Genomic DNA, 23333 nt, shown 5'->3' on the forward strand with positions numbered 1-23333 from the left:
CGTTAGACTCGCCGGAATTCATATTCTCGCATCCCCGTGCCCCGACGCTACGATTCCGACGACATCGACGAGTTCGAAGACGACACCGAAAGCCGCGGCCCGCTGTGGCGGCGCCGGTTGATCACCTGGGGCATGGCGGCCGTCGCGCTGGGGCTGGGCTTCCTGATCCCCTATACGGTGTACCTGAACCAACAGGTCACCCAACGCTTCGGTGAGCTGCGCTGGCAGATACCCACCCGCGTCTATGCCCGGCCGCTGGCGCTTGCGCCGGGCGTGGCGATGGATGCAGCCACGCTCAAGACCGAGCTGGCGGCGTCTGCGTACCGCGATGACGGGATCGGCAAGTCACCGGCGACGTATTCGCAGGACGGTGGCCGCTTCGTCATTTCCAGCCGCGGTTACAACGACGTTGATGGGCGGGTTGCACCGCGCCGCGTGGAGCTGAGCCTGTCCGGCGGATCGATCGCGTCGCTGCGTAATCCCGACACCCGCAAGCCCCTGAAGGCCGCACGCCTGGATCCGGCCCGTATCGCCACGCTGTACGGCCAGAAACAGGAAGAACGCCGGCTGGTGCGGATCGAAGAAACCCCCGAACTGCTGGTGACCGGCCTGCAGGCCGTGGAAGACAAGGACTTCAACCGCCATCACGGCATCGACCTGAGCGGCATCGCCCGCGCGATCTGGGTGACCGTGCGTTCCGGTGGCCAGAGCCGCCAGGGCGCCTCGACGTTGACCCAGCAGTTGGCCCGCAGCGGCTTGCTGGGGATCGGCAAGGAACAGACCGTCACCCGCAAGTTCAACGAGGTGCTGTACGCGCTGATCATGGAGGCGCGCTACGACAAGCGCACCATCCTGGAGGCGTATCTCAACCAGGTGTACCTGGGCCAGCGCGGCAGCCAGGCGATCCACGGCATGTCCTCCGGCGCGGAATTCTGGTTTGGTCGTGACCTGGCCTCGCTCAATACCGAACACGTCGCGCTGCTGATCGGCTTGGTCAAAGGACCGTCCTATTACGATCCGCGCCGCAATCCCGAGCGCGCGCTGGACCGCCGCAACTTCGTGCTGGGCAAGCTGCGCGAAGCGAACCTGATTGACGATGCCGAGTACAAACGCGCCGTCGATGCGCCGCTGGGCGTGCCCAAGACACCGGGTCTGATCGCGGCCAACCGCTTCCCGGCCTATGTGGATCTGGTCCGTCGCCAGCTCGGCCACGACTATCCCGAGTCGGTGCTGCAGGGCGCGGGCCTGAGCGTGATGACCGGCATGGCACCGTCGGCGCAGGCCTATGCCGAAGGCGCGGTCACCAAGACGATCAAATCGCTGGAGAGCAAACGTCGTCCCGCGTTGCAGGCCGGCCTGGTGCTGACCGACGTGCACAACGGTGATGTACTGGCCGTGGTCGGCAGCCGTGAAGTCTCCGAGCCGGGCTTCAACCGGGCTATCGAGGCCCAGCGCCCGGTCGGCTCGCTGCTCAAGCCGTTCGTGTATCTGCTGGCCTTGGCGCAGCCGGACCGCTATTCGCTGTCCAGCTGGGTCGACGATTCGCCGGTGACGGTGCAGCTCAGCCGCGGCAAGCAGTGGTCCCCCGGCAACGCGGACAACCGCAGCCACGGCACGGTCCGGTTGATCGATGCGCTGGCCCATTCCTACAACCAGGCCACGGTCCGGGTGGGCATGCAGGTCGGCCCGGAGCGGGTCACGCAGTTGATCCACGTGCTGGCCGGGATCAAGGCCGACCCCAACCCGGCGGTGATCCTGGGCTCCACGGATCAAAGCCCGTACGCGATGGCGCAGCTGTATCAGTTCCTGGCGTCCGGGGGCGAGATCCAGCCGCTGCATGCGGTGCGTGGCGTGCTCGATCCGCAGGGCAAGTTGATGAAGCGCTACGACAAGACCCCGGCGCCTGCGCAGGAAGGTGACTCGATCGCCGCCAACCTGATCAGCATCGGCCTGCAGCAGGTCGTGGCCAGCGGCACCGCGCAGCGCCTCAACGCCGATGGGCTGGGGCGCCTGCAGCCGGCGGGCAAGACCGGCACCACCAACGATGGCCGCGACAGCTGGTACGCCGGCTACACCGGTGACCACCTGGCCGTGATCTGGATGGGTAACGACCAGAACGAACAGGCCGGGCTGTATGGTGCGACCGGGTCGATGCGGGTCTGGTCGGGCATCTTCCAGCGTCTGCCGAGCGCGCCGCTGAAGGTCAGCAACAAGGGCCTGGACTGGCAGTACGTGGAGGCCAGCGGTACGGCCACGACCGATGAAGCCTGCCCCGGCGCGCGTCGCTTCCCGTTCGTGGTGGGTTACACCCCGGCCTACGTCCCGTGCGCCGCGCCGAGCGCGGTACCCGAAGGCGAGGGCGGCGAGCAGAGTGAAGGCGGTGGCTGGCGCAGCTGGTTCGGCCTGGAGAAAAAGCCCGAGCCTGCCCCCGAACCGGCGCAGAATGCACCGGCCGCTACCCCCGCGCGTCAACCCTGATCGAGGCCTGCCCACATGACCACCCGTTTGCTGATCCGTTCCGCCTCGCTCGCCACGTTGTGTCTGGCGTTGGCCGCCTGCGTCACGCCGCCGCCCGCAGTGAAGGCGCCGGTCGACACCACTACGCCGGCCCAGCGCCTGGCGGCCGTCGATGCTGCTGCGGGAAATGACGACAAAGAGCTCGCCGTGCAGCCGTTGCGCGACAGCGAAGTGGAAGATCTGCGTCAGGCCGCGCATGCCCGTCGCCAGGCCAACGACTTGACCGGCGCGGCCGCCGCGCTCGATCAGGCACTGGCGATCATGGCGTCGGATCCGTCGGTGCTGCAGGACCGCGCCGAAATCGCGCTGCTGCAGGGCGACTGGGCTGCGGCGGAAACCTTCGCCCGCAAGTCGGTTGAACTGGGCTCCAAGACCGGCCCGCTGTGCCGCCGTCATTGGGCGACGATCGAACAGTCGCGCCTGGCCCGCGGTGAAAAAGAAAACGCAGCCTCTGCCCACGCCCAGCTGGACGGCTGCACGGTGCCGGGGATCATGCGCTACTGAGGCAGGGATGCAGGCGGATGCGTGACGGCGTAGCGCCGGGCATCGGCCGGCACCCTTTATCATTGCGTCATGTCCCAACTTGCCCACGCCAGCCGCGATGCCCTCAGTGAGGGCGGGGCGCTCGCCAGCCAGCTCGATGCCTTCGTACCGCGCCCGGCCCAGCTGCGCCTGACCGCGGCGATCGCCGAAGCGTTCGACCAGCGCGACGTGCTGCTGGCCGAAGCCGGTACCGGCACCGGCAAGACCTACGCGTATCTGGTGCCCGCGCTGCTGTCGGGGCTGAAGACCATCATCTCCACCGGCACCCGCGCGCTGCAGGATCAGCTGTATCACCGCGATCTGCCGCGCGTGCGGGCCGCGCTCGGCGTGGGGCACAGCAGTGCCCTGCTGAAGGGGCGGGCGAATTACCTGTGCCGCTATCGGCTGCAGCAGGCCCGGGGCGAACCCCGCTTCAGTTCTCCGGAGCAGGTGGCGCAGTTCCAACGCATCCTGGCGTGGTCCGGACGTACCAAGTACGGCGACATGGCCGAGTTGGAGGCGCTGCCGGAAGACTCGCCGCTGTACCCGATGGTGACCTCCACCGTCGACAACTGCCTGGGCACGGAGTGCCCGTTCTGGGATGACTGCTTCGTCGTGCAGGCACGGCAGCGCGCACAGGCCGCCGACGTGGTGGTGGTCAACCACCATCTGCTGCTGGCCGATCTGGCACTCAAACAGGAAGGCTTCGGCGAGATACTGCCGGGCGCGCAGGCGTTCGTGATCGACGAGGCGCATCAGCTGCCGGAGCTGGCGGCCAACTTCTTCGGCGAGGGCTTCGGCATGCGCCCGTGGCAGGAGCTGGCACGCGATTGCCTGGCCGAGAGCCGCAGCGTGGCCGGTGCGCAGGCCGCCCTGCAGGAGCCTGCGGCCGCGTTGGAACAGACCCTGCGCGACCTGCGCGTGGCGATGGAGGGCCTTCCTCCGCGCGGCACACAGTGGCGTGCGATGACCGTGCCACAGGTCCGCGACGGGTTCGATACGGCGATGAGCACGCTGGTTCAGCTGCGCGATGCACTGGCCGGGGTGCGGGAGGCGTCCCCCGGTCTGGATGCCTGTCATGCGCGCGCGATGGAAGCAGTCTCGCGGCTGTCGCGCTGGCTGGGCGACGACGCGCCGATGCTGGATTTCGACACCGATCCGGACGAGGCGCCGCCGCCAGCGGAGGTGCTCTGGTACGAGCTGACCCCGCGTGGCTTCCGTTGCCAGCGCACGCCGATGGATGTGTCCGGCCCCTTGCGCGAGCACCGGCAGCGCTCAATGGCGGCCTGGGTGTTCACCTCGGCCACGCTGACCGTGGATGGCGGTTTCGAGCACATTTCCCAGCGGCTGGGCCTGGAGGATCCGGTCAGCCTGCTGCAGCCCAGCCCGTTCGACTGGGCCCACCAGGCGCTGTGCTATCTGCCGACGGATCTGCCCGATCCGGCCGCGCGCGGCTTCGGCACCGCGTTGATCCGCGCGTTGACCCCGGTGCTGGAGGCCTCGCACGGCCGCGCGTTCCTGCTGTTCGCCTCGCATCGCGCGCTGCGCGAAGCGGCCGAGGCGCTGCGCGATGCGCCGTGGCCGCTGTTCGTCCAGGGCGAGGCACCGCGCGCGACCCTGCTGCAGCGGTTCCGTGAATCGGGCAACGGTGTTCTGTTGGGCTCGGCGAGCTTCCGCGAGGGCGTGGATGTGGTCGGCGATGCGCTGAGCGTGGTGGTGATCGACAAGCTGCCCTTCGCCGCGCCGGACGATCCGGTCTTCGAAGCGCGGCTGGATGCGATCCGCCGCGACGGCGGCAATCCGTTCCGCGATGAGCAGCTGCCGCAGGCGGTGATCGCGCTCAAGCAGGGCGTGGGCCGCCTGATCCGCAGCGAGACCGATCGCGGTGTACTGGTGCTGTGCGACCCGCGCCTGCTCAGCCGCGGCTATGGCCGGATCTTCCTGGATTCGCTGCCACCGTTCCGGCGTACCCGCTCGCTGACCGATGTGCAGGCCTTCTTTGCGCCACAATGGCCTGTCGCGGGCCCCGCGTCTGCGGCCGGGCCCGTCTCTGCGCAGCCCGTGCAGGCTGTGCCGCCCATCGATGACTTTCCCACTTCCCTGTTCTGACCGCCATGAAACTGCTCGCCTTTGAAACCGCCACCGAAGCCTGCTCCGTTGCCCTGTATGTGGATGGGCAGGTCAGTGAGCGCTTCGAGATCGCGCCGCGCCGCCACGCTGAGCTGAGCCTGCCCTGGGCCGAGGCGCTGCTGGCCGAGGCTGGGGTGGCCCGTTCGCAGCTGGACGCAATCGCGTTGGGGCGTGGCCCGGGCGCGTTCACCGGTGTGCGGTTGGCCATTGCCATTGCCCAGGGCATCGCATTGGCGCTGGACCGCCCGCTGATTCCGGTCTCCACCCTGCAGGCGCTGGCGTTGCGTGCCCCGGCGGAAGCCGATCAGGTGCTGGCCAGCATCGACGCGCGCATGGGCGAGGTCTATGCCGCCCGTCACATCCGCGTGGACGGGCTGTGGCAGCTGCAGGGCGAGGAGATCGTGTGTGCGCCTGAGCAGGTCGTGTTGCCTGAGGGCACGCGCTGGTTCGGCGTCGGCACCGGTTTCGGCGCGGCCGAAGGCGTGCTGGCCACGCGGTTGGCCGATCAACTGACCGGCGTGGATGCGCTGGCACTGCCGCGCGCGTCGGATGTGCTGGCGCTGGCGGTACCGGCGTTCGAGCGTGGCGGGGGTATGGCGCCGGAGCTGGTGGAGCCGGCCTATCTGCGCAACAACGTGGCGCTGACCCTGGTGGAACAGCAGGCGGCGCGGGCGGCAAAGCAGGCGGCTTCGTAACGCAGGCGGCCTCGTAGCGTCCAGCTGCGCATCGCATCGTAAGCCCCAGCCACGCATGGCGCGCGATCAGCGGTCGTCGCGCAGCTCGCCGCCGGGCAGAAACACCCAGGTGCGGGTTACCTGCAGGATGTCGATCGCGTCCTCGGTCTTGGGCAGCGGCGGGAACGGCTGGGCGAGCGTGATCACGCGCAGCGCGGTTTCATCCAGCAGCGGCGTGCCGCTGGACTGCAGGATGCGGGCGCTTTCCACCGTGCCATCGCGGCGCACGCCGACGGTGATCACGACTTGGCCGCCGAGCCTCCGTGCGCGGGCTTCATCGGGGTAATTCAGGTTGCCGACGCGTTCGGCGCGGTCGACCCACGCGCGCAGATAATTGGCATAGGCGTATTCACGGGTACTGGCCGAGACGAACTTGCGGTTCGGCCGTTTGGCGTACTGCGCCGAGCGCAGGTGGACTTCGGCGGCCAGCCGCGCCATCTCCACGTCGCGCTGCTCGCGCGCAGTCATCGGTGCATCCGGCCGTGGCTGGTCCGGCAGGGGCTGGGGTTGCGCCTCGGCGATGGAATCGGTGCCGTTGCGGCTGTTGACCACGCGGGTCTGCGGGGGCGGCACGCTGGCCGCGTCCTGGCGCTGCTGCGGGACCGGTGACAGCCCGGCCTGCGCCTGCGGTACGATGCCGGCCTGGTTGTCGCGCGGGCGCTGCGCCTTGTCGTGGTCGCCGCCGCCCTGTTGATTGGCCTGGGCCAGGAAATCGGCCTGCTTGGGGGTCAGCGGGGTCTGGGTCTGGCTGAAGATGACATCCAGGGTCGGCACCAGCGGTGCGTTGTCGCTCACCGCGAAGCCGACCCCCAGGATCAACAGCGCATGCACCAGCACCGACAGCGTCAGGGTCGCGCCCAGGCGCTGGGATTCGCGCGCCTGCCACGTCGGGGCCGGGACGACGCTGGCACTCATCGCGGCAGGCCGGCCTCGATCGCGTCGAACAGGGTGCCGGCGATGTTCAGCCCGAACTGGGCGTCGAGCTCGCGCACGCAGGTGGGGCTGGTGACGTTCACTTCGGTCAGGTAGTCACCGATCACGTCCAGGCCGACGAAGCGCATGCCGCGGCGCTTCATCTCCGGCCCGACCTGGGCGGCGATCCAGCGGTCGCGCTCGCTCAGTGGGCGACCTTCGCCGCGGCCGCCGGCCGCCAGGTTGCCGCGGAACTCATCGCCCTGCGGAATGCGCGCCAGGCAGTAATCGACCGGCTCGCCATCGACCAGCAGGATGCGCTTGTCGCCGGCGGTGATGTCCGGGATGAACTTCTGCGCCAGGGCCAGCGTGCGCTCGCCGTTGGTCAGGGTTTCCAGGATCACGTTGAGGTTGGGGTCGCCGGTGCCGCTGCGGAAGATCGAGCGCCCGCCCATGCCGTCCAGCGGCTTGAGCACTGCCTGGCCGTGTTCAAGCACGAAGGCCTTCAGGTCGGCGTTGCGGCGGCTGACCAGCGTCGGCGGGCAGCACTGCGGGAACAGCAAGGCGGCCAGCTTCTCGTTGTAATCGCGCAGGCCCTGCGGGTCATTGACCACCATCGCACCGGCCTGCTGGGCGACGCTGAGCACATGGGTGTCGTAGATGAATTCGGCATCCACCGGCGGATCCTTGCGCATCAGCACGACCTGGCCGGGGCCGAACACGGTCTGGCTGAACTCGCCCAGGCTGAACCAGTCGTTCTTGTCCTCGCGCACCTGCAGCGGGGCGGTGCGGGCGATGGCCTGACCGTCGCGCAGGGCCAGCCCGCCGGGGCTGACGTAGTGCAGGGCATGGCCGCGGCGCTGGGCTTCCAGCAGCATCGCGAAGGTGGTGTCCTTGGCAATCTTGATATGGGCGATGGGGTCCATCACCACGATGACGTTCAACGGCATGGTCGCAACCTGTCAGGCAGGCCGATGATGGTAGCGACAATGGCCGCCCAATGCCTGCCCCGGGCAGCGCAACGCAGTGTCCGGCCGGGCGGCGGGCCGCCCCCGGGTTTGCGCAGAATGCCCCGGGCCGCGCCTGCCGGAGCCGCTCGCGGCGGGGCCGGGATGGGGATGCTTGAAGCGCGCGCCGGTATTGGGATATAGATACGCTTTCGCAGCGACGCCGGACCAGTGCACGCGTCGCGCGCTTGGGGAAAGGTAATGACTGAATACATGGCTGCGGGTGGGGAACTCGCAGGGTTACGCGTGATGGTCATCGATGATTCGAAGACCATCCGCAGGACGGCGGAAACACTGCTCAAGCGCGAAGGCTGCGAGGTGGTGACCGCGACCGATGGTTTCGAGGCGTTGGCCAAGATCGCCGACCAACAGCCGCAGATCATCTTCGTCGACATCATGATGCCGCGCCTGGACGGGTACCAGACCTGTGCGCTCATCAAGGGCAATCAGCTGTTCAAGTCGACGCCGGTGATCATGCTGTCGTCCAAGGACGGCCTGTTCGACAAGGCGCGGGGGCGCATCGTCGGCTCGGAGCAGTACCTGACCAAGCCATTCACGCGTGAAGAACTGCTGGGTGCCATCCGCACATACGTCAACGCCTGACCAGGGGGGAAAGGCACAATGGCTCGAATCGTACTGATCGAGGATTCACCGACCGACCGTGCGGTGTTCACGCAGTGGTTGACCAAGGCCGGTCATGAAGTCCTGGAAGCGGACAACGCCGAGGACGGGCTCAAGCTCGTGCGCGAGCAGTCGCCGCAGCTGGTGCTGATGGACGTGGTGCTGCCGGGCATGAGTGGCTTCCAGGCCACCCGCGCGATGGCGCGCGACGCGGCGATCAAGCACATCCCGGTGGTCATCGTCAGCACCAAGGCGATGGAAACCGACAAGGCGTGGGGGCTGCGCCAAGGGGCGGCCGACTACATCGTCAAGCCGCCGCGCGAGGAGGAACTGATCGCGCGGATCAACCAGTTGGTGGTCTGATGCGTTCTCCTTTTGACATCCTCGAGGCCTACGAGCGGCGCAGCCTGGCCCATGCGGTGCAGCTGCCCGAGCGGCAGTTCTCGCAGGATCTGTGGCGTGGCGTGGGTTACCGCGTGGGCAAGCGGCGGCTGGTCTCGGACTTCCGTGAAGTGGTGGAAATCGTGCCGATGCCCCCCATCACCCCGGTGCCGGGCGCACAGCCGTGGCTGCTGGGCGTGGGCAACCTGCGCGGCAACCTGTTCCCGGTGGTGGACCTGAAGTTCTTCCTGGAAGGCGAGCGCACCGTGCAGCAGGAAGGCCAGCGCGTGCTGATCATGCGCCAGGCCGGCGGCGACGTCGCGCTGACCATCGATGAACTGTTCGGCCAGCGCAGTTTCGAGCAGGACCAGGATATCGCCGCAGGCGATCTGGCGACCGGTCGCTATGCGCATTTTGTCGATCGCGCCTTCCACGGCGATGGTCATGACTGGGGCGTGTTCTCGCTGTCGCTGCTGTCGCGTACCCCCGAATTCAGGCAGGCCGCGGCCTGACCGCAGGCGCCTGTCTCTCCGTATTGAAGATCGAGGTTGAACGATGAGTACTGCTTCGGAATCCGCCAAGGCCGGCAAGCTCGGCTCGGTGGGCACCAATTTCTGGCTCGGCCTGCTGGCCGTGTCGATGATCGTGTTCGGCGTCAACACCGGCGTAGCCACCTGGCAGGGCAGCCTCCTGGCCAGTGCGAGCACCGATGCGGCGAACCTGCAGGTGCTCTCGCAGCAGCTGGCCAACCAGGGCCGCGAAGCGGTCTCCGGCAACGCCCAGGCGTTCACCGCGTTCAAGCTGACCAAGACCGACATCGAAACCACCGTCAGCGCGCTGCAGGGCCGCTACGGTACCGAGACCAATGTTGCCGGCCCGCTCAATGCGCTGATCCAGACCTGGGAGCCGCTCGGCAAGAGCGCCGGGCAGCTGGTCGCCAGTGAACCGGCGGTGCTGGCTCTGGCGGGCAACGCCAACAACTTCGTCAACGGCGTGCCCGCACTGCAGGCGCAGCTGAACGAAGTGGTCCGCGCGATGTCGGCCAGTGGTGCGCCGTCCTCGCAGGTCTACAACGCCCTGCAGCAGGTCGTGGTGGTCGGGTCCATGGCCCGCCGCGTGACGGAAATGCGCGCCGGTGGTGCCAACGCCGCTGCCGCGGGCGATGCACTGGCCCGCGACTCGGTCGTGTTCACCCAGGTACTGGACGCGCTGCGCAACGGCAACGAAGAACTGGGCATCGCCCCGGTCCGCAACGGCCCGGCGCTGGCCGCGCTGGAGCAGTCGCAGAAGCAGTGGGACACCATGAAGCAGGACGCCGATGCGATCCTGGCCAGTTCGCGCCAGCTCTTCGCGGCGCAGTCCTCGGCCGCGGCGCTGACCGGCGGCTCGGCTGACATGCTGCGCGACAGCAAGAAGCTGTTCGAAGCGTTCTCCTCGTTCGGCTCGCTGCGTGATACCCGCCTGTTCCCGAACTTCTGGCTCGGCGTGGTGTCCGGTGCGCTTTCACTGATCGCCATCGTCGGCTTCGTCGGCAGCACCGTGCGCAGCCGCTCGCGCGAGCAGGAACTGCGTTACCAGACCCAGGTGGAGTACAACAGCCGCAACCAGCAGGCCATCATGCGGCTGCTGGACGAAATCAGCTCGCTGGGCGAAGGCGATCTGACGGTGAAGGCTTCGGTGACCGAGGACATGACCGGCGCCATCGCCGACGCCATCAACTACGCCGTGGACGAGCTGCGCCACCTGGTGACCACGATCAACGACACCTCGGCCAAGGTCGCCGTGTCGACCCAGGAAACCCAGGCCACGGCAATGCAGCTGGCCGAGGCGGCCGGCCACCAGGCCAACCAGATCACCTCGGCTTCGGACCGCATCGGCGAAATCGCCTCGAGCATCGAGCAGGTGTCGCGCAACTCGGCTGAATCGGCCGACGTGGCGCAGCGCTCGGTGATCATCGCCGCCGAAGGTGCCGGCGTGGTGCGCGAGACGATCCAGGGCATGGACCAGATCCGCGACCAGATCCAGGAAACCTCCAAGCGCATCAAGCGTCTGGGTGAATCCTCGCAGGAGATCGGCTCAATCGTGGAACTGATCAACGACATTTCCGAGCAGACCAACATCCTGGCATTGAACGCTGCGGTGCAGGCCGCCTCGGCCGGTGAGGCCGGTCGCGGTTTCGCGGTCGTGGCCGACGAAGTGCAGCGCCTGGCAGAACGTACCTCCGGTGCAACACGACGGATCGAGAACCTGGTGCAGGCCATTCAGGCCGATACCAATGAAGCGGTCAGCTCGATGGAACAGACCACGGCCGAAGTGGTGTCCGGTGCGCGCCTGGCCGAAGACGCCGGTACCGCGCTGACGGAAATCGAGCGCGTCTCCAACGCACTGAACAACCTCATCAAGAACATCTCGATCGCTGCCCAGCAGCAGTCGGCCGCGGCATCGGACATCACCCGCACGATGGGCGTGATCCGTCAGATTACCGGCCAGACCTCGCAGGGCGCGGGACAGACCGCCGAGTCGATCGGCCACCTGGCACAGCTGGCGGCCGACCTGCGCCGCTCGGTTGCCGACTTCAAGCTGCCGGCGTGAGCCACGGGCAGGGCGGAGAGGGAAGGAACAAGCAGATGATGCATCGCGAGAAATCACCGCACGCCATGTGCGCCGAGCTGCCGGGAGACCTGGCATGAGCACGCTGCGCGATGCCATGAGCCACGCTGCGCTGGGCTGGGTCAAGCCGGAGCTGGACGAGACCCTGCGCCAGGTGCGCAACGAGGTCGAGTACTACGTGGACGACCCTGCCGATGGCAGCCGCATGCGCTTCTGCGCCGGTTACCTGCACCAGGTGCAGGGCACGCTGCGCATGGTCGAGCTGTACGCCCCGGCGATGGTGGCCGAGGAGCTGGAGCAGCTGGCCAACGCGATCGGTGCCGGTGAAGTGCCCGACCGCGACGAAGCCTGCGCCACGCTGATGCGTGGCAGCGTGCTGCTGCCCGACTATCTGGAACGCCTGCAGAACGGTCACCGTGATATTCCGATCGTGCTGCTGCCGCTGCTCAACGACATCCGGTCGGCGCGTGCGGCGCCGGGCATCAATGAAAGCGTGCTGTTCGCCTTCGCGCCGGACAGCGCGAGCGCCACCGAAGCCGAACTCGACCATGCCCGCGGCAGCCTGAGCGGGCGCAACCGCGAGCTGCTCGACACCGTCGGCAGCGCAGTCAAGGAAGAGCTGCTGCGGATCAAGGATGCGCTGGACCTGCACCTGCGCACCGGCGGTGAGCCGGTGCAGCTGCAGACCCAGGTCAACGAACTGGGTGCCGTGGCCGATACGCTGGGCATGATGGGCCTGGGCGTGGCCCGCGGCGTGGTCGTGCAGCAGCGTGACGCACTGCGTGATGTGGTCGAGGGCGTGCAGCAGATCGATGAAACGCTGCTGCTGGATATCGCCGGCGCACTGCTGTACGTGGATGCTTCGCTGGATGACCAGGTCGCCCATCTGGGCGCCGGCGGCAGCGGCGAAGATGACCCGAGCGCCGCCGAAAACCGGCGCACGGTGGAAGTGTTGGCCCATGAGGCGATCGCCAACTTCGCGGCCGCCCGCGAGCACTTCGTGGCCTTCATCGAAACGAACTGGAACCACCAGCAGCTGCAGGAAGTGCCGCGCCTGCTCGGCGAGGTCGCCGGTGCGCTGCGCATGCTCGATCTGACGGTGCCGGCCGACTACCTGCAGGGTGTACGCCAGTACATCACCGTGGAACTGCTGGGCAAGCAGCGAGTGCCGAGCGGTCGCCAGCTCGACACCCTGGCCGATGCGATGGCCAGCCTGGAGTACTACCTCGAAGCCCTGCGCGAAGGCCGCGCGGGCCGCGACGAGATTCTGGACATCACCCGCAGCAGCCTGGAGACCCTGCGTTACTGGCCGCTGCCGGATGCCAACCAGCCCTCGGCCGATACCGGGCCGGATGCACTGCCGGTGGCACCGGAACACATTGAGCTGACCCCATGGGACGCGCCGGCCGCCGAGCCGATCGCGCTGGACGTCACCGCCGGGATACCGCGCCCGGCCAACCTGCCGCCGCCGCTGCCGGACTTCACCTTCGATCCGCCGCCGCAGCCGGCTACGACGCCCGTGGCCCCGCCGGCCGCGCTGGTGTTCGATGCGTCGACCGCGCCTATTGCGGCCGATGCGCCGCAGTGGACCCTGGCCGGCAACAACGATGTGGACGAGCTGCCGACCTTCGCGCATTTCGATCCGGTCATCGCCGAGGCCCCGGCCGGTGCCGGATGGGGCGTGCCTCCAGTGGTGTCCACTCCCGTGGAGGACGCCGCCGAGACTGAGCTCGATGCGACGCCGTCGGAACGCACCGACGATACGGACCCGTCCTTCCTGGAGATGCCTGCATTCGTGGCGGACGGGACCGGGTTCGATCCGGTCGCAGCCGAGCACGAGGCGCTTCAGCTGAGCGACGAGCCGATCGAGTTCACCTTCGATGAGCGGCTGGACAACGCCGATGACGTGTTGTCGCTGCAGATCGACGATGCCGACTCGGTGGCGGCCGACGCCGAGCCTGTCGCCGGAATTGCCGCCGAATCCGGATCCGGATCTGAATCGGTGCAGGACATCCCGGTCGCATCTGCGGACGAGAGTAACGATGCGTTGGCCGCGCCACTTCCGACCTCGGGCGTGCAGGACGCGGTCATCCGCAAGATTGAGCTGGATGACGAATCGGTGCGGTTCCTGGCCGAGCTGGATGCTGCCGCCGCGCAGTTCCGCACGGAGGGTGTCGATCCTGTTGCGGCACCGATTACCGGCCTGATGCCCGAGGTCGCGGCCATGACGGCCGACGACACCAGCATCGAGGCCGGGTTCGAGGACGATGGCGAGAACATCGACCAGGACATCCGCGAGGTCTTCATCGAAGAGTTCGACGAAGAGCTGGTGAATCTGGGCAATCTGGTCCCGGCCTGGCGCATCGCGCCGGACAACATGGACCGGCTGCGTCCGATCCGCCGGGTGTTCCACACCCTCAAGGGCAGCGGTCGCCTGGTGGGTGCACGCACCCTGGGAGAATTCAGCTGGAAGATCGAGGGCATGCTCAACCGCGTGCTCGATGGCAGTCGTCCGGCCTCGCCGGCGGTGGTTGCGCTGGTCGGCCAGGCCTACGACGTCCTGCCGCAGCTCAACGCCGCGCTGCGTGATGGCAGCCGCGTGACCGCCGACCTGCAGGCCATGCAGGCGATCGCCGATCGCGTGGCCGCAGGCGAGGAGACCTTCCACGTTCCGCTGCAGCGCCCGGCCGTGGCACCGGTTGCGACCGTGCCGGATCCGGTGGCAGACGATACGGCGCCCGCGCCCGCGCCGATGGTGGAGAGCACCCCGGCCAACATCGACAGCGTGCTGCGCGAGATCCTGGAAGCCGAGGTCGAGGTGCACCAGGCGACGCTGCAGGCATGGCTGGACAGCGCGGCGCAGGCGCCGCAGCCGGTCAGCGATGGCCTGCTGCGCGCCGTGCACACCATGAACGGCGCCTTCGCCATGACCGACGTGCCCGAGATCACCGCAGTCACCGGTGCGGCGGAAAGTTACATCAAGCGCTCGCTGGCTGCCGATGCGCTGCCCAGCGACGCAGGCCTGCAGGCACTGGTGGAGACCTGCGCTGCGATCACCACCACGATGGATGCCCTGCAGGACGAGGCGCCGCGCGTCCCGGTCCAGCGGGCGCTCGCCGCCCGCCTGGTCGCGCTGGCCGATACGCTGCCCGAAGCGCGCTGGCCGGCGCTGGTCGATGACGAGCTGGACCTGGAGGAGGCCTCGGCGCTGGACGTGACCGATGCCGATCACCTGGCGGAATTGGATGCCGACGCGGCGGATGAGGCCAGCGACACCGACGAGGCCATCGTTGTTGAAGAAGCCGCCGTCATTGAAGAGCCCATCGTCGTTGAAGAGGCCATCGCCGACCACGCGCCGGCGTATGTGGAGGCACCGGCTCTGGCAAGCATCGATGATGCTGCCGATGCAGACGCGCAGCAGGCGCTGATCGAGGCCGATGGTCTGACCCTGCTCGACACTGCCGATACCGTCGATGTCGAGACCACGGCGGACGACGCGCTGGTCGCGGCGGAGCTGACCGGAACCGATGACCTGTCCGCCTACTTCGATGCCGAGCTGCCGACCTCGCCGGTGGTCAACGAGGTTCACACCACGCAGGACACCGCTGCCGAAGAGACCGATCTGGACTCGGTGCCTGCCGGTCTGGATGCCGTGGAACTCACCTCGGCCGAAGATCTGTCGCGGTACTTCGATCATCTTGCGCCCTCCGGACTGGCCGCCGATCAGGAGCCAAGCGCCAGCGCCAGTGACACGGGAGCCGCGCCGGCAGACGCCTACGCGGTCGCCGTCGAAGAGGCCGCCAATGATGCCGCCAATGACGGCTGGCGCGAGACCGACGAGAACGACGACGACGCACAGGCCCTGGACGACGTCCTGCCGCCACCGCCGGCCTTCGGCGACGTGGTGGATGCCCAGCAGGCCATTGACGATGGTCTGACCGTGTTGGACGCACCGGAAGCCGAAGCGGCCGAGGACGTCGGCGTGCTCGGCCTGGATGCAGCTGCCGAGGCGCCGGTGGAACGGGATGCCTTTGCTGAGGCGTTCGAAACCGCCCTGGGCGACAGCACCGATGCAGATGCGGATGCGATCAACGAAGACAATACGTCACCCGCGCGCTTCTTCGAACTCGAAGAGGCTCCGGCGCCGGTGCACGTGGCGCCGCCGCCTGCCAGCACCGCATTCGCGGCGGCAGCATCGGACGATGACGTTGAGCTCGATGCAGGTGACGCCCTCGATTTCACCCAGCTCGATCAGGAACTGGTCGACATCTTCGTGGAAGAAGGCAAGGACCTGCTCGACCACTGCGATGGGCTGATCAGCGAGCTTCGTGCCGCACCACAGGACCGCGACGTGATCGCCGGCCTGCAGCGCGATCTGCACACCCTCAAGGGTGGCGCACGCATGGCCGGCATCAATCCCATCGGTGACCTCGGCCACGGAATCGAGTCGTTGCTGGAGGCCGTTGCGGCCAACCGTACCGATATCGAGCGCAGCGATGTGCACCTGCTGGAGCGCGGTTTCGACCGTCTGCACCAGCTGCTGACCCGCACCGGCCAGCACCGCACCGTGGCCATGCCCGACGACCTGATCGCCGCCTTCGAGCGGCGCACCCAGGGCCGTGCCGAGCCGGAACAGATCGAGCCCGCCGAGTCGGCCCTTGCCTCCGGCGACGCCAAGGTTGAAGCGGCGATTGCCGCGCTCGTCGCCGCGCCGTTGTCCGCACCGGTACCGCTGGAAACCGCCAGTGAAGACGACGGTCTGCCGCGTCCGCAGCAGGAGCAGGTGCGTGTGCGCGCCGACCTGCTCGACCGCCTGGTCAACCATGCCGGTGAAGTGGCGATCTACCGTTCGCGCCTGGAACAGCAGCTCGGCGCCTTCCGTGGCGCCATGGGCGAACTGGACCGCACCAATGCCCGTCTGCGCGATCAGCTGCGCCGGCTGGACCTGGAAACCGAAGCGCAGATCGTGGCCCGTTACCAGCGTGAGCAGGACCAGGCCGATCACAAGTTCGATCCGCTGGAACTGGACCGCTTCTCCACGCTGCAGCAGCTCAGCCGTGCGCTGAATGAATCGGCGGCCGATCTCGGCGGTCTGCAGGGTGTGCTGGACGATCTCTCGCGCCAGTACGACGTGCTGCTGCAACAGCAGTCGCGCGTCAGCTCGGAACTGCAGGACGGCTTGATGCGCGCGCGCATGGTGCCCTTCGATGGCCTCGTGCCGCGCCTGCGCCGGGTCGTGCGCCAGGCCGGCCAGGACACCGGCAAGCAGGTCCACGTCACCCTGGAAGGCACCCACGGCGAACTGGACCGCAACGTCCTGGACCGCATGGTCGCGCCGCTGGAACACATGCTGCGCAACTCCGTGGCACATGGTCTGGAAACCCCGGAACAGCGTCGTGCCGCCGGCAAGCCGGAGGAAGGCGAAATCGCGATCCGGTTGCGCCGCGAAGGTTCTGAAATCGTGCTGGAAGTGGCCGACGATGGCGCCGGGCTGGACCGCGAGGCGATCCGTCGCCGTGCCGAACAGCGTGGCCTGATCGCCGCCGATGCCGTGCTGGGCGACGCCGAGCTGGACGCGATGATCTTCTCGCCCGGCTTCAGCACCGCCGACCAGGTCAGCCAGCTGGCCGGCCGCGGTGTCGGCATGGACGTGGTGCACAACGAAGTGCGCCAGCTCGGCGGCTCGGTGGACATCCACTCCGTGCGCGGGCAGGGCGTCACCTTCACTCTGCGCCTGCCGCAGACGCTGGCCGTCACCCAGGCCGTGTTCGTGCAGATTGGTGAAACCACCTTTGCCGTACCGGTGGCCTCGGTCAGTGGTATCGGCCGGATCTCGCGCGAGCGCTTTGAAACCGCCAACGGCGGGTACCACTACGGCGGCGAAGAATTCGCCCTGCATGATCTGGGGACGTTGATCGGCCAGGCCCAGGCCCGCGCCGAAGGCCAGGCCCAGGTGCCGCTGCTGCTCGTCCGCGCCGGCGACCTGCGGGTGGCCGTGGCGATCGACCAGGTGCTCGGCAACCGCGAAATCGTGGTCAAGCCGGTCGGCCTGCAGATCGCCTCGGTGCCGGGTATCTACGGTGCCACGATCACCGGCGACGGCCGCGTGGTGGTCATCCTCGACGTCGCCCCGCTGGTGCGCCGTTACATCGCCAATCCGCACAAGCCGATCGCCGCGATCACCCAGGTCAGCGATCGCGATGCGCCGCTGGTGATGGTGGTCGATGATTCGCTGACCATGCGCAAGGTCACCGGCCGCATCCTGGAGCGACACAACTTCGAGGTGACCGTTGCGCGCGATGGCATCGAAGCTCTGGAGCGCCTGGAAGAACGCGTGCCCGATCTGATGCTGCTGGATATCGAAATGCCACGCATGGACGGCTACGAGCTGGCCAGCGTGATGCGTGCGGACCCGCGCTACCAAGGGGTTCCGATCGTGATGATCACCTCGCGCAGCGGCGACAAGCATCGCCAACGTGCCTTCGAAATCGGTGTCCAGCGCTACCTGGGCAAGCCGTACCAGGAGCTGGATCTGATGCGCAACGTCTACGACCTGCTGGGGATCGCCCGTGTCCGCGAGTGACGGCCACGCCCTGTTGACGATCGCACTGCTGGCCCGCCCCGGTGCGGCCCGCGAGCGCCTGCGCGAGGCGCTGGATCATGCCGGCGCGCGCGTGGTCTTCGAAGACGATCCCACGACGCTGGAGCTGCAGGCGCTGCGCGATGCTGATCCCGGTGCGGTGCTGATCGCACTGGAGCCGGCCATCGAAGACGCGCTGGAGCGACTGGACCCGGTGCTGGCTTCGCCCTCGCTGACCCTGATCTTCGACGAAGCCGAGCTGGCCGCGCGTCGGGATGGCTGGGAAGCGCAGCGCTGGGCACGCCATCTGGTGGCCAAGCTGCACGGCCATCAGGATGTGCTGCCGCCGGGATCGGAGCAGGATCAGCAGTTGCAGCCCGAGCCGGGGCTGCCGACCACACCGGCCGAGCTGCATGCGGACGCGCCGTTGGAGTTCCACCTGCGCGAAGCGGCCGATGCGGCACCCGAGGTCCCGTCCGACGGCCTGTACCAGGCACCTCAGGACCTGAGCGAGCCAGTCTCGCTGGAGGAGGCGCTGGCGGCCCTGCAGCCTCTTCCCGACGCCTCGGGCATGCCCGGGATTCCAGTCCCGGTACCCGCTGCTGACATCGCAGCCTCCGTGGCGCCGATCGCCGCGATCGGCGATCACAGCCGCTGGTCGCTGGTCGAGCTTGAGCCGGATTCGGGCATCGAGGGTGGCTGCCCCGGTGCCGTGCTGGTCCTGGCGGGTATCGGCGGTCCGGACGCGCTGCGTCGCCTGCTCGCCGCCCTGCCCGAATCGCTGAGCACCGCGATCCTGGTGCACATGCGCCTGGACGGTGGCCGCTACGGCAATCTGGTCAAGCAGATGGCGCGCGTGTCGGCGTTGCCGGTGGTGCTCGCCGAGGTGGCACAGCCGGTGGACGCCGGACAGGTCTACATCCTGCCGGACGACGTCGGCGTCGTCGCCGGCCAGGGTGGCCTGCAGTTCATTGCCGACACCGCCGGGATCCAGATCGATGCCTTGCCGGCGGCCCACAGTGGCGTGGTGCTGCTCAGTGGCGCGGACGCCGCCCAGCTGGATGCCGTGCTTGCGCTGGCGGCTTCGGGGGCCTGGGTTGCCGGTCAGGTGGGCGAAGGCTGCTACGACCCGACGGCGGCCAGTGCCGTGGTGGTCGCAGGGCAGGACGCCGGTGAACCGCCGCAGTTGGCCGCCACCATCGCCCAACGCTGGGGCGTGGACGCGTAAGCGCGCCACGCACCTTTAAAGGAAGATCCATGAGCTACGCCAGCAACGACGAAATCCGCGGTGTCCTGATCCAGGCCGGGCACGAACGCGTGCTGCTGCCCAACGCCACCGTGGCCGAGATGATGTCCAAGGTGCCGGTCGAAACGGTGCCCGACGCACCATCCTGGCTGGTCGGTCAGATCGCCTGGCACGGTTGGGACGTGCCGCTGCTGTCCTTTGCCCGGTTGTCCGGACAGGGCGACGAACCGGTCGTGACCAACAACAAGGTGGTCGTGCTCAAGGCGCTGGGTGGGAATGCCCGCCGCCCGTACTTTGCCCTGCTGACCCAGACCTTCCCGCAGCTGATCGCAGTGCCGCGCGACGGTCTGCTGGCCGATGCCTCCGAGGAAACCCTGCCGCAGGGCGTGCACATGCGTGTACTGCTGGGCGAGCAGAGCGCGCTGCTGCCGGACCTGGATGCACTGGAAGCGGCGCTGGACGAGTCATTCCCCGTCGCGGGGTGAAAAAAAATAGGGACGGAGGTAGTTAATCGTGCCGATTAACTACCTCCGTCCCCGTTATTTTTCAGCCCAGATCGCCCAGCCGTGCCTGCACGGCAGCGATTGCGGCCAGGCCCGCCGTCTCGGTGCGCAGCACGCGCGGCCCCAGCTGCAGGCCTTGGAAGCCTGCTGCGGCCAAGGCCTGACGGTCGCGCGGCGACCAGCCGCCTTCCGGGCCGATCGCAATCACGACGCCGCCCGGTGCGGCGGACAGGGTGGACAAGCGGTGCTCGCCCTGCGGATCCAGGGTCAACTTCACTGCTTCGGCCGGCACGGCGTTGGCGGCGTCCTGCAGCGATTGTGGTGCGGCCACGCTGGGCACGCAGGCGCGGCCGGATTGGCCACACGCCGAGACCACCACGCTGTGCCAGTGCGCCAGGCGCTTCTCGGCGCGGGCCGCATCCAGCTTCACTTCCGTGCGCTCGGCATTGACCGGCACGAAGGCCTGGACCCCCAGTTCGGTGGCCTTCTGCAGGATCAGGTCCATCTTCTCGCCACGGGCAATGCCCTGCAGCAGCGTGATGTGCAAGGGCGACTCGTTGCCCAGCGCGGTGGCGCTCTCGATCCGCACCTGCGCATCGCGCTTGCCGACCGTCACCAGGGTGGCGCTGTAATCGTGGCCATCGCCATTGAACAGCACGCAGCCATCGCCCTCGCGCAGGCGCATCACGCGGACCAGATGATTGGCCGCATCCTCGGGCAGCGCCAGGGTCTGGCCGACCGCCAGCGGTTGATCGATATGGCTTCGGGTCACGCGCATGCGACGGCCTCGTTGATGGCGGCCAGGGTGGTCAACGCAAGCAGATCCAAGTGTTCATCCTCCACGCAGTACGGCGGCATCCAATACAGCACATTGCCCAGCGGGCGCAGCACCACGCCGCGTTTGAGCGCGGCTTTATAGGCGTGCAGCCCGATCCGGGCGTCCGCCGGGAACGGCGTGCGTTTGTCGCCATTGCGGGTCAACTCGAAGGCCACCACCATCCCGGCCTGGCGCACATCGGCGACGTGTGCATGGTCGGCAAATGGGGCGGCAAGGGTGCGCATCACGGCAGCGGTGCTGCGGTTGCGCGCGATCACGTCCTCGCCGGCAAAGATGTCCAACGTCGCCAGCGCGGCGGCGCAGGCCAGCGGGTTGCCGGTGTAACTGTGGGAATGCAGGAAGGCGCGCTCGCGCGAATCATCCAGGAAGGCGTCGTACAGCGCCTGCGTGGCCAGCACCGCCGACAGCGGCAGGAATCCACCGGTCAGGCCCTTGGACAGGCACAGCAGGTCCGGCATCACCCCGGCCTGTTCGCAGGCGAACATCGTGCCGGTGCGGCCGAAGCCGGTGGCGATCTCATCGGCGATCAGGAACGCACCGTTGGCATCGCACAGCTCACGTGCACGCTGCAGATAGACCGGGTCGTACATGCGCATGCCACCGGCACATTGCAGGCGCGGCTCCAGGATCACCGCGCAGATCTCCCCCGGGTGCTGGTCAAACAACGTGGCCAGCGCATCGGCGGCCTGGTGCGCGCGCTGCGCGGCACTCTGGCCCGGCTCGGCCAGGTAGGCATCAGGCGAGGGAGCGAACAGCGCCTCGGTCAGCAGCGGGGCGTACACCCGCCGATACAACGGAATATCGCCGACCGACAGCGCCCCCAGGGTTTCGCCGTGATAGCCGTTCTCCAGCGCGACGAACCGGGTGCGGTGGTTCTCGCCCCGATTGCGGAAATAGTGGAACGCCATCTTCAGCGCCACTTCCACCCCGGCCGAGCCGTTGTCGGCATAGAACACCTTGGCCAGCGGGTCGCGCCCGGCCTGGCGTGGGGCGATCGCCAGCAGGCGCTCGGCCAGCCGTACCGCCGGCTCATGACTGAAGCCGGCCAGCATCACTTGTTCCAGCTGGGTGGCCTGCTGGGCAATGGCCGCACCGATGCGCGGTTGCGCATGGCCGAACAGATTGGTCCACCAACTGCTCACCGCGTCCAGATAGCGATGGCCGTCATGGTCGATCAACCACGGGCCTTCGCCACGGGCGATCGGCAGCAGGGGCAGGGTGTCCGGGTGCTCGCGCATCTGTGTGCACGGGTGCCACAGCACGGCCAGATCGCGTTGCCGCCACTGATCGGCCAGCGTGAGGGGGGCTGGGTCTGCTAGCATTTCGGGCTCATGAACACGTTTTCACCAGTACCCATTCTAGAGATGCTCGCATGAGCCGTCGCCTGCCCATCATCCACCAGATCACGGACGAGGAAAGCGGGCCGTTCCAGCGCCAGCATCTGGATCTGGAGTTCTCCAATGGCGAACGCCGCCGCTTCGAACGGCTGGTGACCCGCGGCCATGGGGCCGTGGTGGTGGTGCCGATGCTCGATGACGAGACCGTGCTGTTGGTGCGTGAATACGCCGCCGGCATGCACCGCTACGAGCTGGGCCTGGTGAAGGGCCGCATTGATGCCGGCGAAACCCCCGAACAGGCGGCCGACCGCGAATTGAAGGAAGAGGCCGGTTACGGTGCACGCCGGGTCGACGTGCTGCGCGCGATGACCCTGGCCCCCACCTATATGAGTCATCAATCGTGGCTGGTGATCGCGCGCGATCTGTACCCCGAGCGGCTGGTGGGTGATGAGCCGGAGGAGCTGGAGGTCGTGCCGTGGAAGCTGGCCGATCTGGACCAGTTGATGCTGCGCGAGGATTTCTCCGAAGGCCGATCGCTGGCGGCGCTGTTCATCGCCCGCGAGTGGCTGGGACGGAAGGAATGATCAAACTCACGACGGATCTGCGCGAAACCGTCATCGCCATCGCCCAGGACGCGGCCGCCGCCATCATGGCGGTGTATGCCACGCCGTTCGATGTGGAGATCAAATCCGACCGCAGCCCGGTCACGGCCGCCGACCTCGGCGCCAACCAGGTCATTGAGCGTGGGCTGGCGCAGCTCACCCCGGAGCTGCCGATCCTCTCGGAGGAATCGGCGCAGGTGCCGTGGGAGATCCGCCAGCACTGGGGCGCCTACTGGCTGGTCGATCCGCTGGATGGCACCCGCGAATTCGTCAAACGCAACGACGAGTTCAGCGTCAACATCGCGCTGATCTATCAGGGCGCGCCCGCGTTCGGCGTGGTGCTGGCCCCGGCTACCGGCCAGGTCTGGCATGCGATGCGTGGCGAGCTGGCCTACCGCCGCGATGGCATGCGTGATTCGGTACTGCGCACCCGCACGCCGGCCACGGCACCGTTGCGGGTGGCCGCCAGCCGCTCGCATCGCAGCGAGCAGACCCAGGCGCTGCTCGACCGCATGGGCGACATCGAGGTGCTCGCACAGGGCTCCTCGCTCAAATTCTGCCGCTTGGCCGAAGGCACGCTGGACGTGTACCCGCGGCTGGGCCCGACCTCCGAATGGGACACCGCCGCGGGGCAGTGCGTACTGCACGCTGCCGGCGGCGCGGTGCTGTCGGCCGAGACCGGCAAACCGTTCCGTTACAACCGCCGCGAGAGCCTCTTGAACGGCGACTTCATCGCGCTGGGCGATACCCGCCTGCCGTGGCGCGAGTGGTTGCCTGCCTGACCTGACTGGAG

General features: G+C 68.0%; 17 protein-coding genes. 13 read left to right on the forward strand and 4 right to left on the reverse strand.

Annotation, left to right across the window (positions count from 1 at the left end; translation table 11 throughout):
- Positions 1-36 precede the first annotated feature (36 nt).
- From mrcB to tsaB, 4 genes are all read left to right on the forward strand, one after another.
- Complete coding sequence (gene mrcB, locus ABE464_RS18040; RefSeq protein ID WP_346473049.1) at positions 37-2478, forward strand: penicillin-binding protein 1B; 2442 nt, start codon at positions 37-39, stop codon at positions 2476-2478.
- Between the two features lie 15 nt (positions 2479-2493).
- Positions 2494-3021, forward strand: coding sequence for a hypothetical protein (locus ABE464_RS18045; protein WP_346473050.1), 528 nt, complete (start codon positions 2494-2496; stop codon positions 3019-3021).
- Positions 3022-3090: 69 nt separating this feature from the next.
- Positions 3091-5148: an ATP-dependent DNA helicase gene (locus ABE464_RS18050; protein WP_346473051.1), complete on the forward strand. Its 2058-nt coding sequence runs from the start codon at positions 3091-3093 to the stop codon at positions 5146-5148.
- 5 nt (positions 5149-5153) lie between these two features.
- On the forward strand, positions 5154-5864 hold the full coding sequence (gene tsaB / locus ABE464_RS18055) for a tRNA (adenosine(37)-N6)-threonylcarbamoyltransferase complex dimerization subunit type 1 TsaB (protein ID WP_346473052.1): 711 nt from the start codon (positions 5154-5156) through the stop codon (positions 5862-5864).
- Positions 5865-5930: 66 nt separating this feature from the next.
- Here tsaB and ABE464_RS18060 read toward each other — a convergent pair whose 3' ends face one another.
- Complete coding sequence (locus ABE464_RS18060) at positions 5931-6818, reverse strand: energy transducer TonB (RefSeq protein WP_346473053.1); 888 nt, start codon at positions 6816-6818, stop codon at positions 5931-5933.
- On the reverse strand, positions 6815-7765 hold the full coding sequence (gshB, locus tag ABE464_RS18065; protein WP_346473054.1) for a glutathione synthase: 951 nt from the start codon (positions 7763-7765) through the stop codon (positions 6815-6817). The genes ABE464_RS18060 and gshB overlap by 4 nt, the downstream gene beginning before the upstream one ends.
- Positions 7766-8023: 258 nt before the next feature.
- Between gshB and pilG the strand changes: the two genes are divergently transcribed.
- The 7 genes from pilG to ABE464_RS18100 all read left to right on the forward strand — a co-directional run bounded on the left by pilG (position 8024) and on the right by ABE464_RS18100 (position 19745).
- Positions 8024-8425 carry a twitching motility response regulator PilG gene (gene pilG, locus ABE464_RS18070; RefSeq protein WP_121039045.1) on the forward strand — a complete coding sequence of 134 codons (402 nt, stop codon included), beginning with the start codon at positions 8024-8026 and terminating at the stop codon, positions 8423-8425.
- A gap of 18 nt (positions 8426-8443) precedes the next feature.
- Positions 8444-8806: a response regulator gene (locus ABE464_RS18075; protein ID WP_123730426.1), complete on the forward strand. Its 363-nt coding sequence runs from the start codon at positions 8444-8446 to the stop codon at positions 8804-8806.
- Positions 8806-9336, forward strand: coding sequence for a chemotaxis protein CheW (locus tag ABE464_RS18080; protein WP_346473055.1), 531 nt, complete (start codon positions 8806-8808; stop codon positions 9334-9336). The genes ABE464_RS18075 and ABE464_RS18080 overlap by 1 nt, the downstream gene beginning before the upstream one ends.
- 43 nt (positions 9337-9379) lie before the next feature.
- The gene (locus ABE464_RS18085) at positions 9380-11416 is read left to right on the forward strand and encodes a methyl-accepting chemotaxis protein (protein ID WP_346473056.1); all 2037 of its coding nucleotides are present in this window, start codon (positions 9380-9382) and stop codon (positions 11414-11416) included.
- Positions 11417-11510: 94 nt separating this feature from the next.
- Positions 11511-18017 carry an Hpt domain-containing protein gene (locus ABE464_RS18090; protein ID WP_346473057.1) on the forward strand — a complete coding sequence of 2169 codons (6507 nt, stop codon included), beginning with the start codon at positions 11511-11513 and terminating at the stop codon, positions 18015-18017.
- Positions 18004-19242, forward strand: a complete 1239-nt coding sequence (locus tag ABE464_RS18095; protein WP_346473058.1) for a chemotaxis protein CheB — start codon at positions 18004-18006, stop codon at positions 19240-19242. Before ABE464_RS18090 ends, ABE464_RS18095 begins: the two co-directional genes overlap by 14 nt.
- 29 nt (positions 19243-19271) lie before the next feature.
- Positions 19272-19745, forward strand: a complete 474-nt coding sequence (locus tag ABE464_RS18100; protein ID WP_346473059.1) for a chemotaxis protein CheW — start codon at positions 19272-19274, stop codon at positions 19743-19745.
- Positions 19746-19806: 61 nt separating this feature from the next.
- Here the strand turns inward: ABE464_RS18100 and ABE464_RS18105 are convergent, their stop codons facing one another.
- Positions 19807-20541 carry a 16S rRNA (uracil(1498)-N(3))-methyltransferase gene (locus tag ABE464_RS18105; protein ID WP_346473060.1) on the reverse strand — a complete coding sequence of 245 codons (735 nt, stop codon included), beginning with the start codon at positions 20539-20541 and terminating at the stop codon, positions 19807-19809.
- Positions 20532-21923, reverse strand: a complete 1392-nt coding sequence (gene bioA, locus ABE464_RS18110; protein WP_346473061.1) for an adenosylmethionine--8-amino-7-oxononanoate transaminase — start codon at positions 21921-21923, stop codon at positions 20532-20534. The genes ABE464_RS18105 and bioA overlap by 10 nt, the downstream gene beginning before the upstream one ends.
- A 50-nt stretch (positions 21924-21973) precedes the next feature.
- On the opposite strand from bioA, the gene nudE reads away from it, so the two are divergent.
- Entirely contained in the window at positions 21974-22522 is a 549-nt protein-coding gene (nudE, locus tag ABE464_RS18115; protein ID WP_346473062.1) for an ADP compounds hydrolase NudE, read from the forward strand.
- On the forward strand, positions 22519-23322 hold the full coding sequence (gene cysQ / locus ABE464_RS18120; RefSeq protein WP_346473063.1) for a 3'(2'),5'-bisphosphate nucleotidase CysQ: 804 nt from the start codon (positions 22519-22521) through the stop codon (positions 23320-23322). Before nudE ends, cysQ begins: the two co-directional genes overlap by 4 nt.
- Positions 23323-23333 lie beyond the last annotated feature (11 nt).

The sequence above is a fragment of the Stenotrophomonas sp. TWI587 genome, from assembly GCF_039674145.1.
Classification (GTDB): Bacteria; Pseudomonadota; Gammaproteobacteria; order Xanthomonadales; family Xanthomonadaceae; genus Stenotrophomonas; species Stenotrophomonas maltophilia_AY.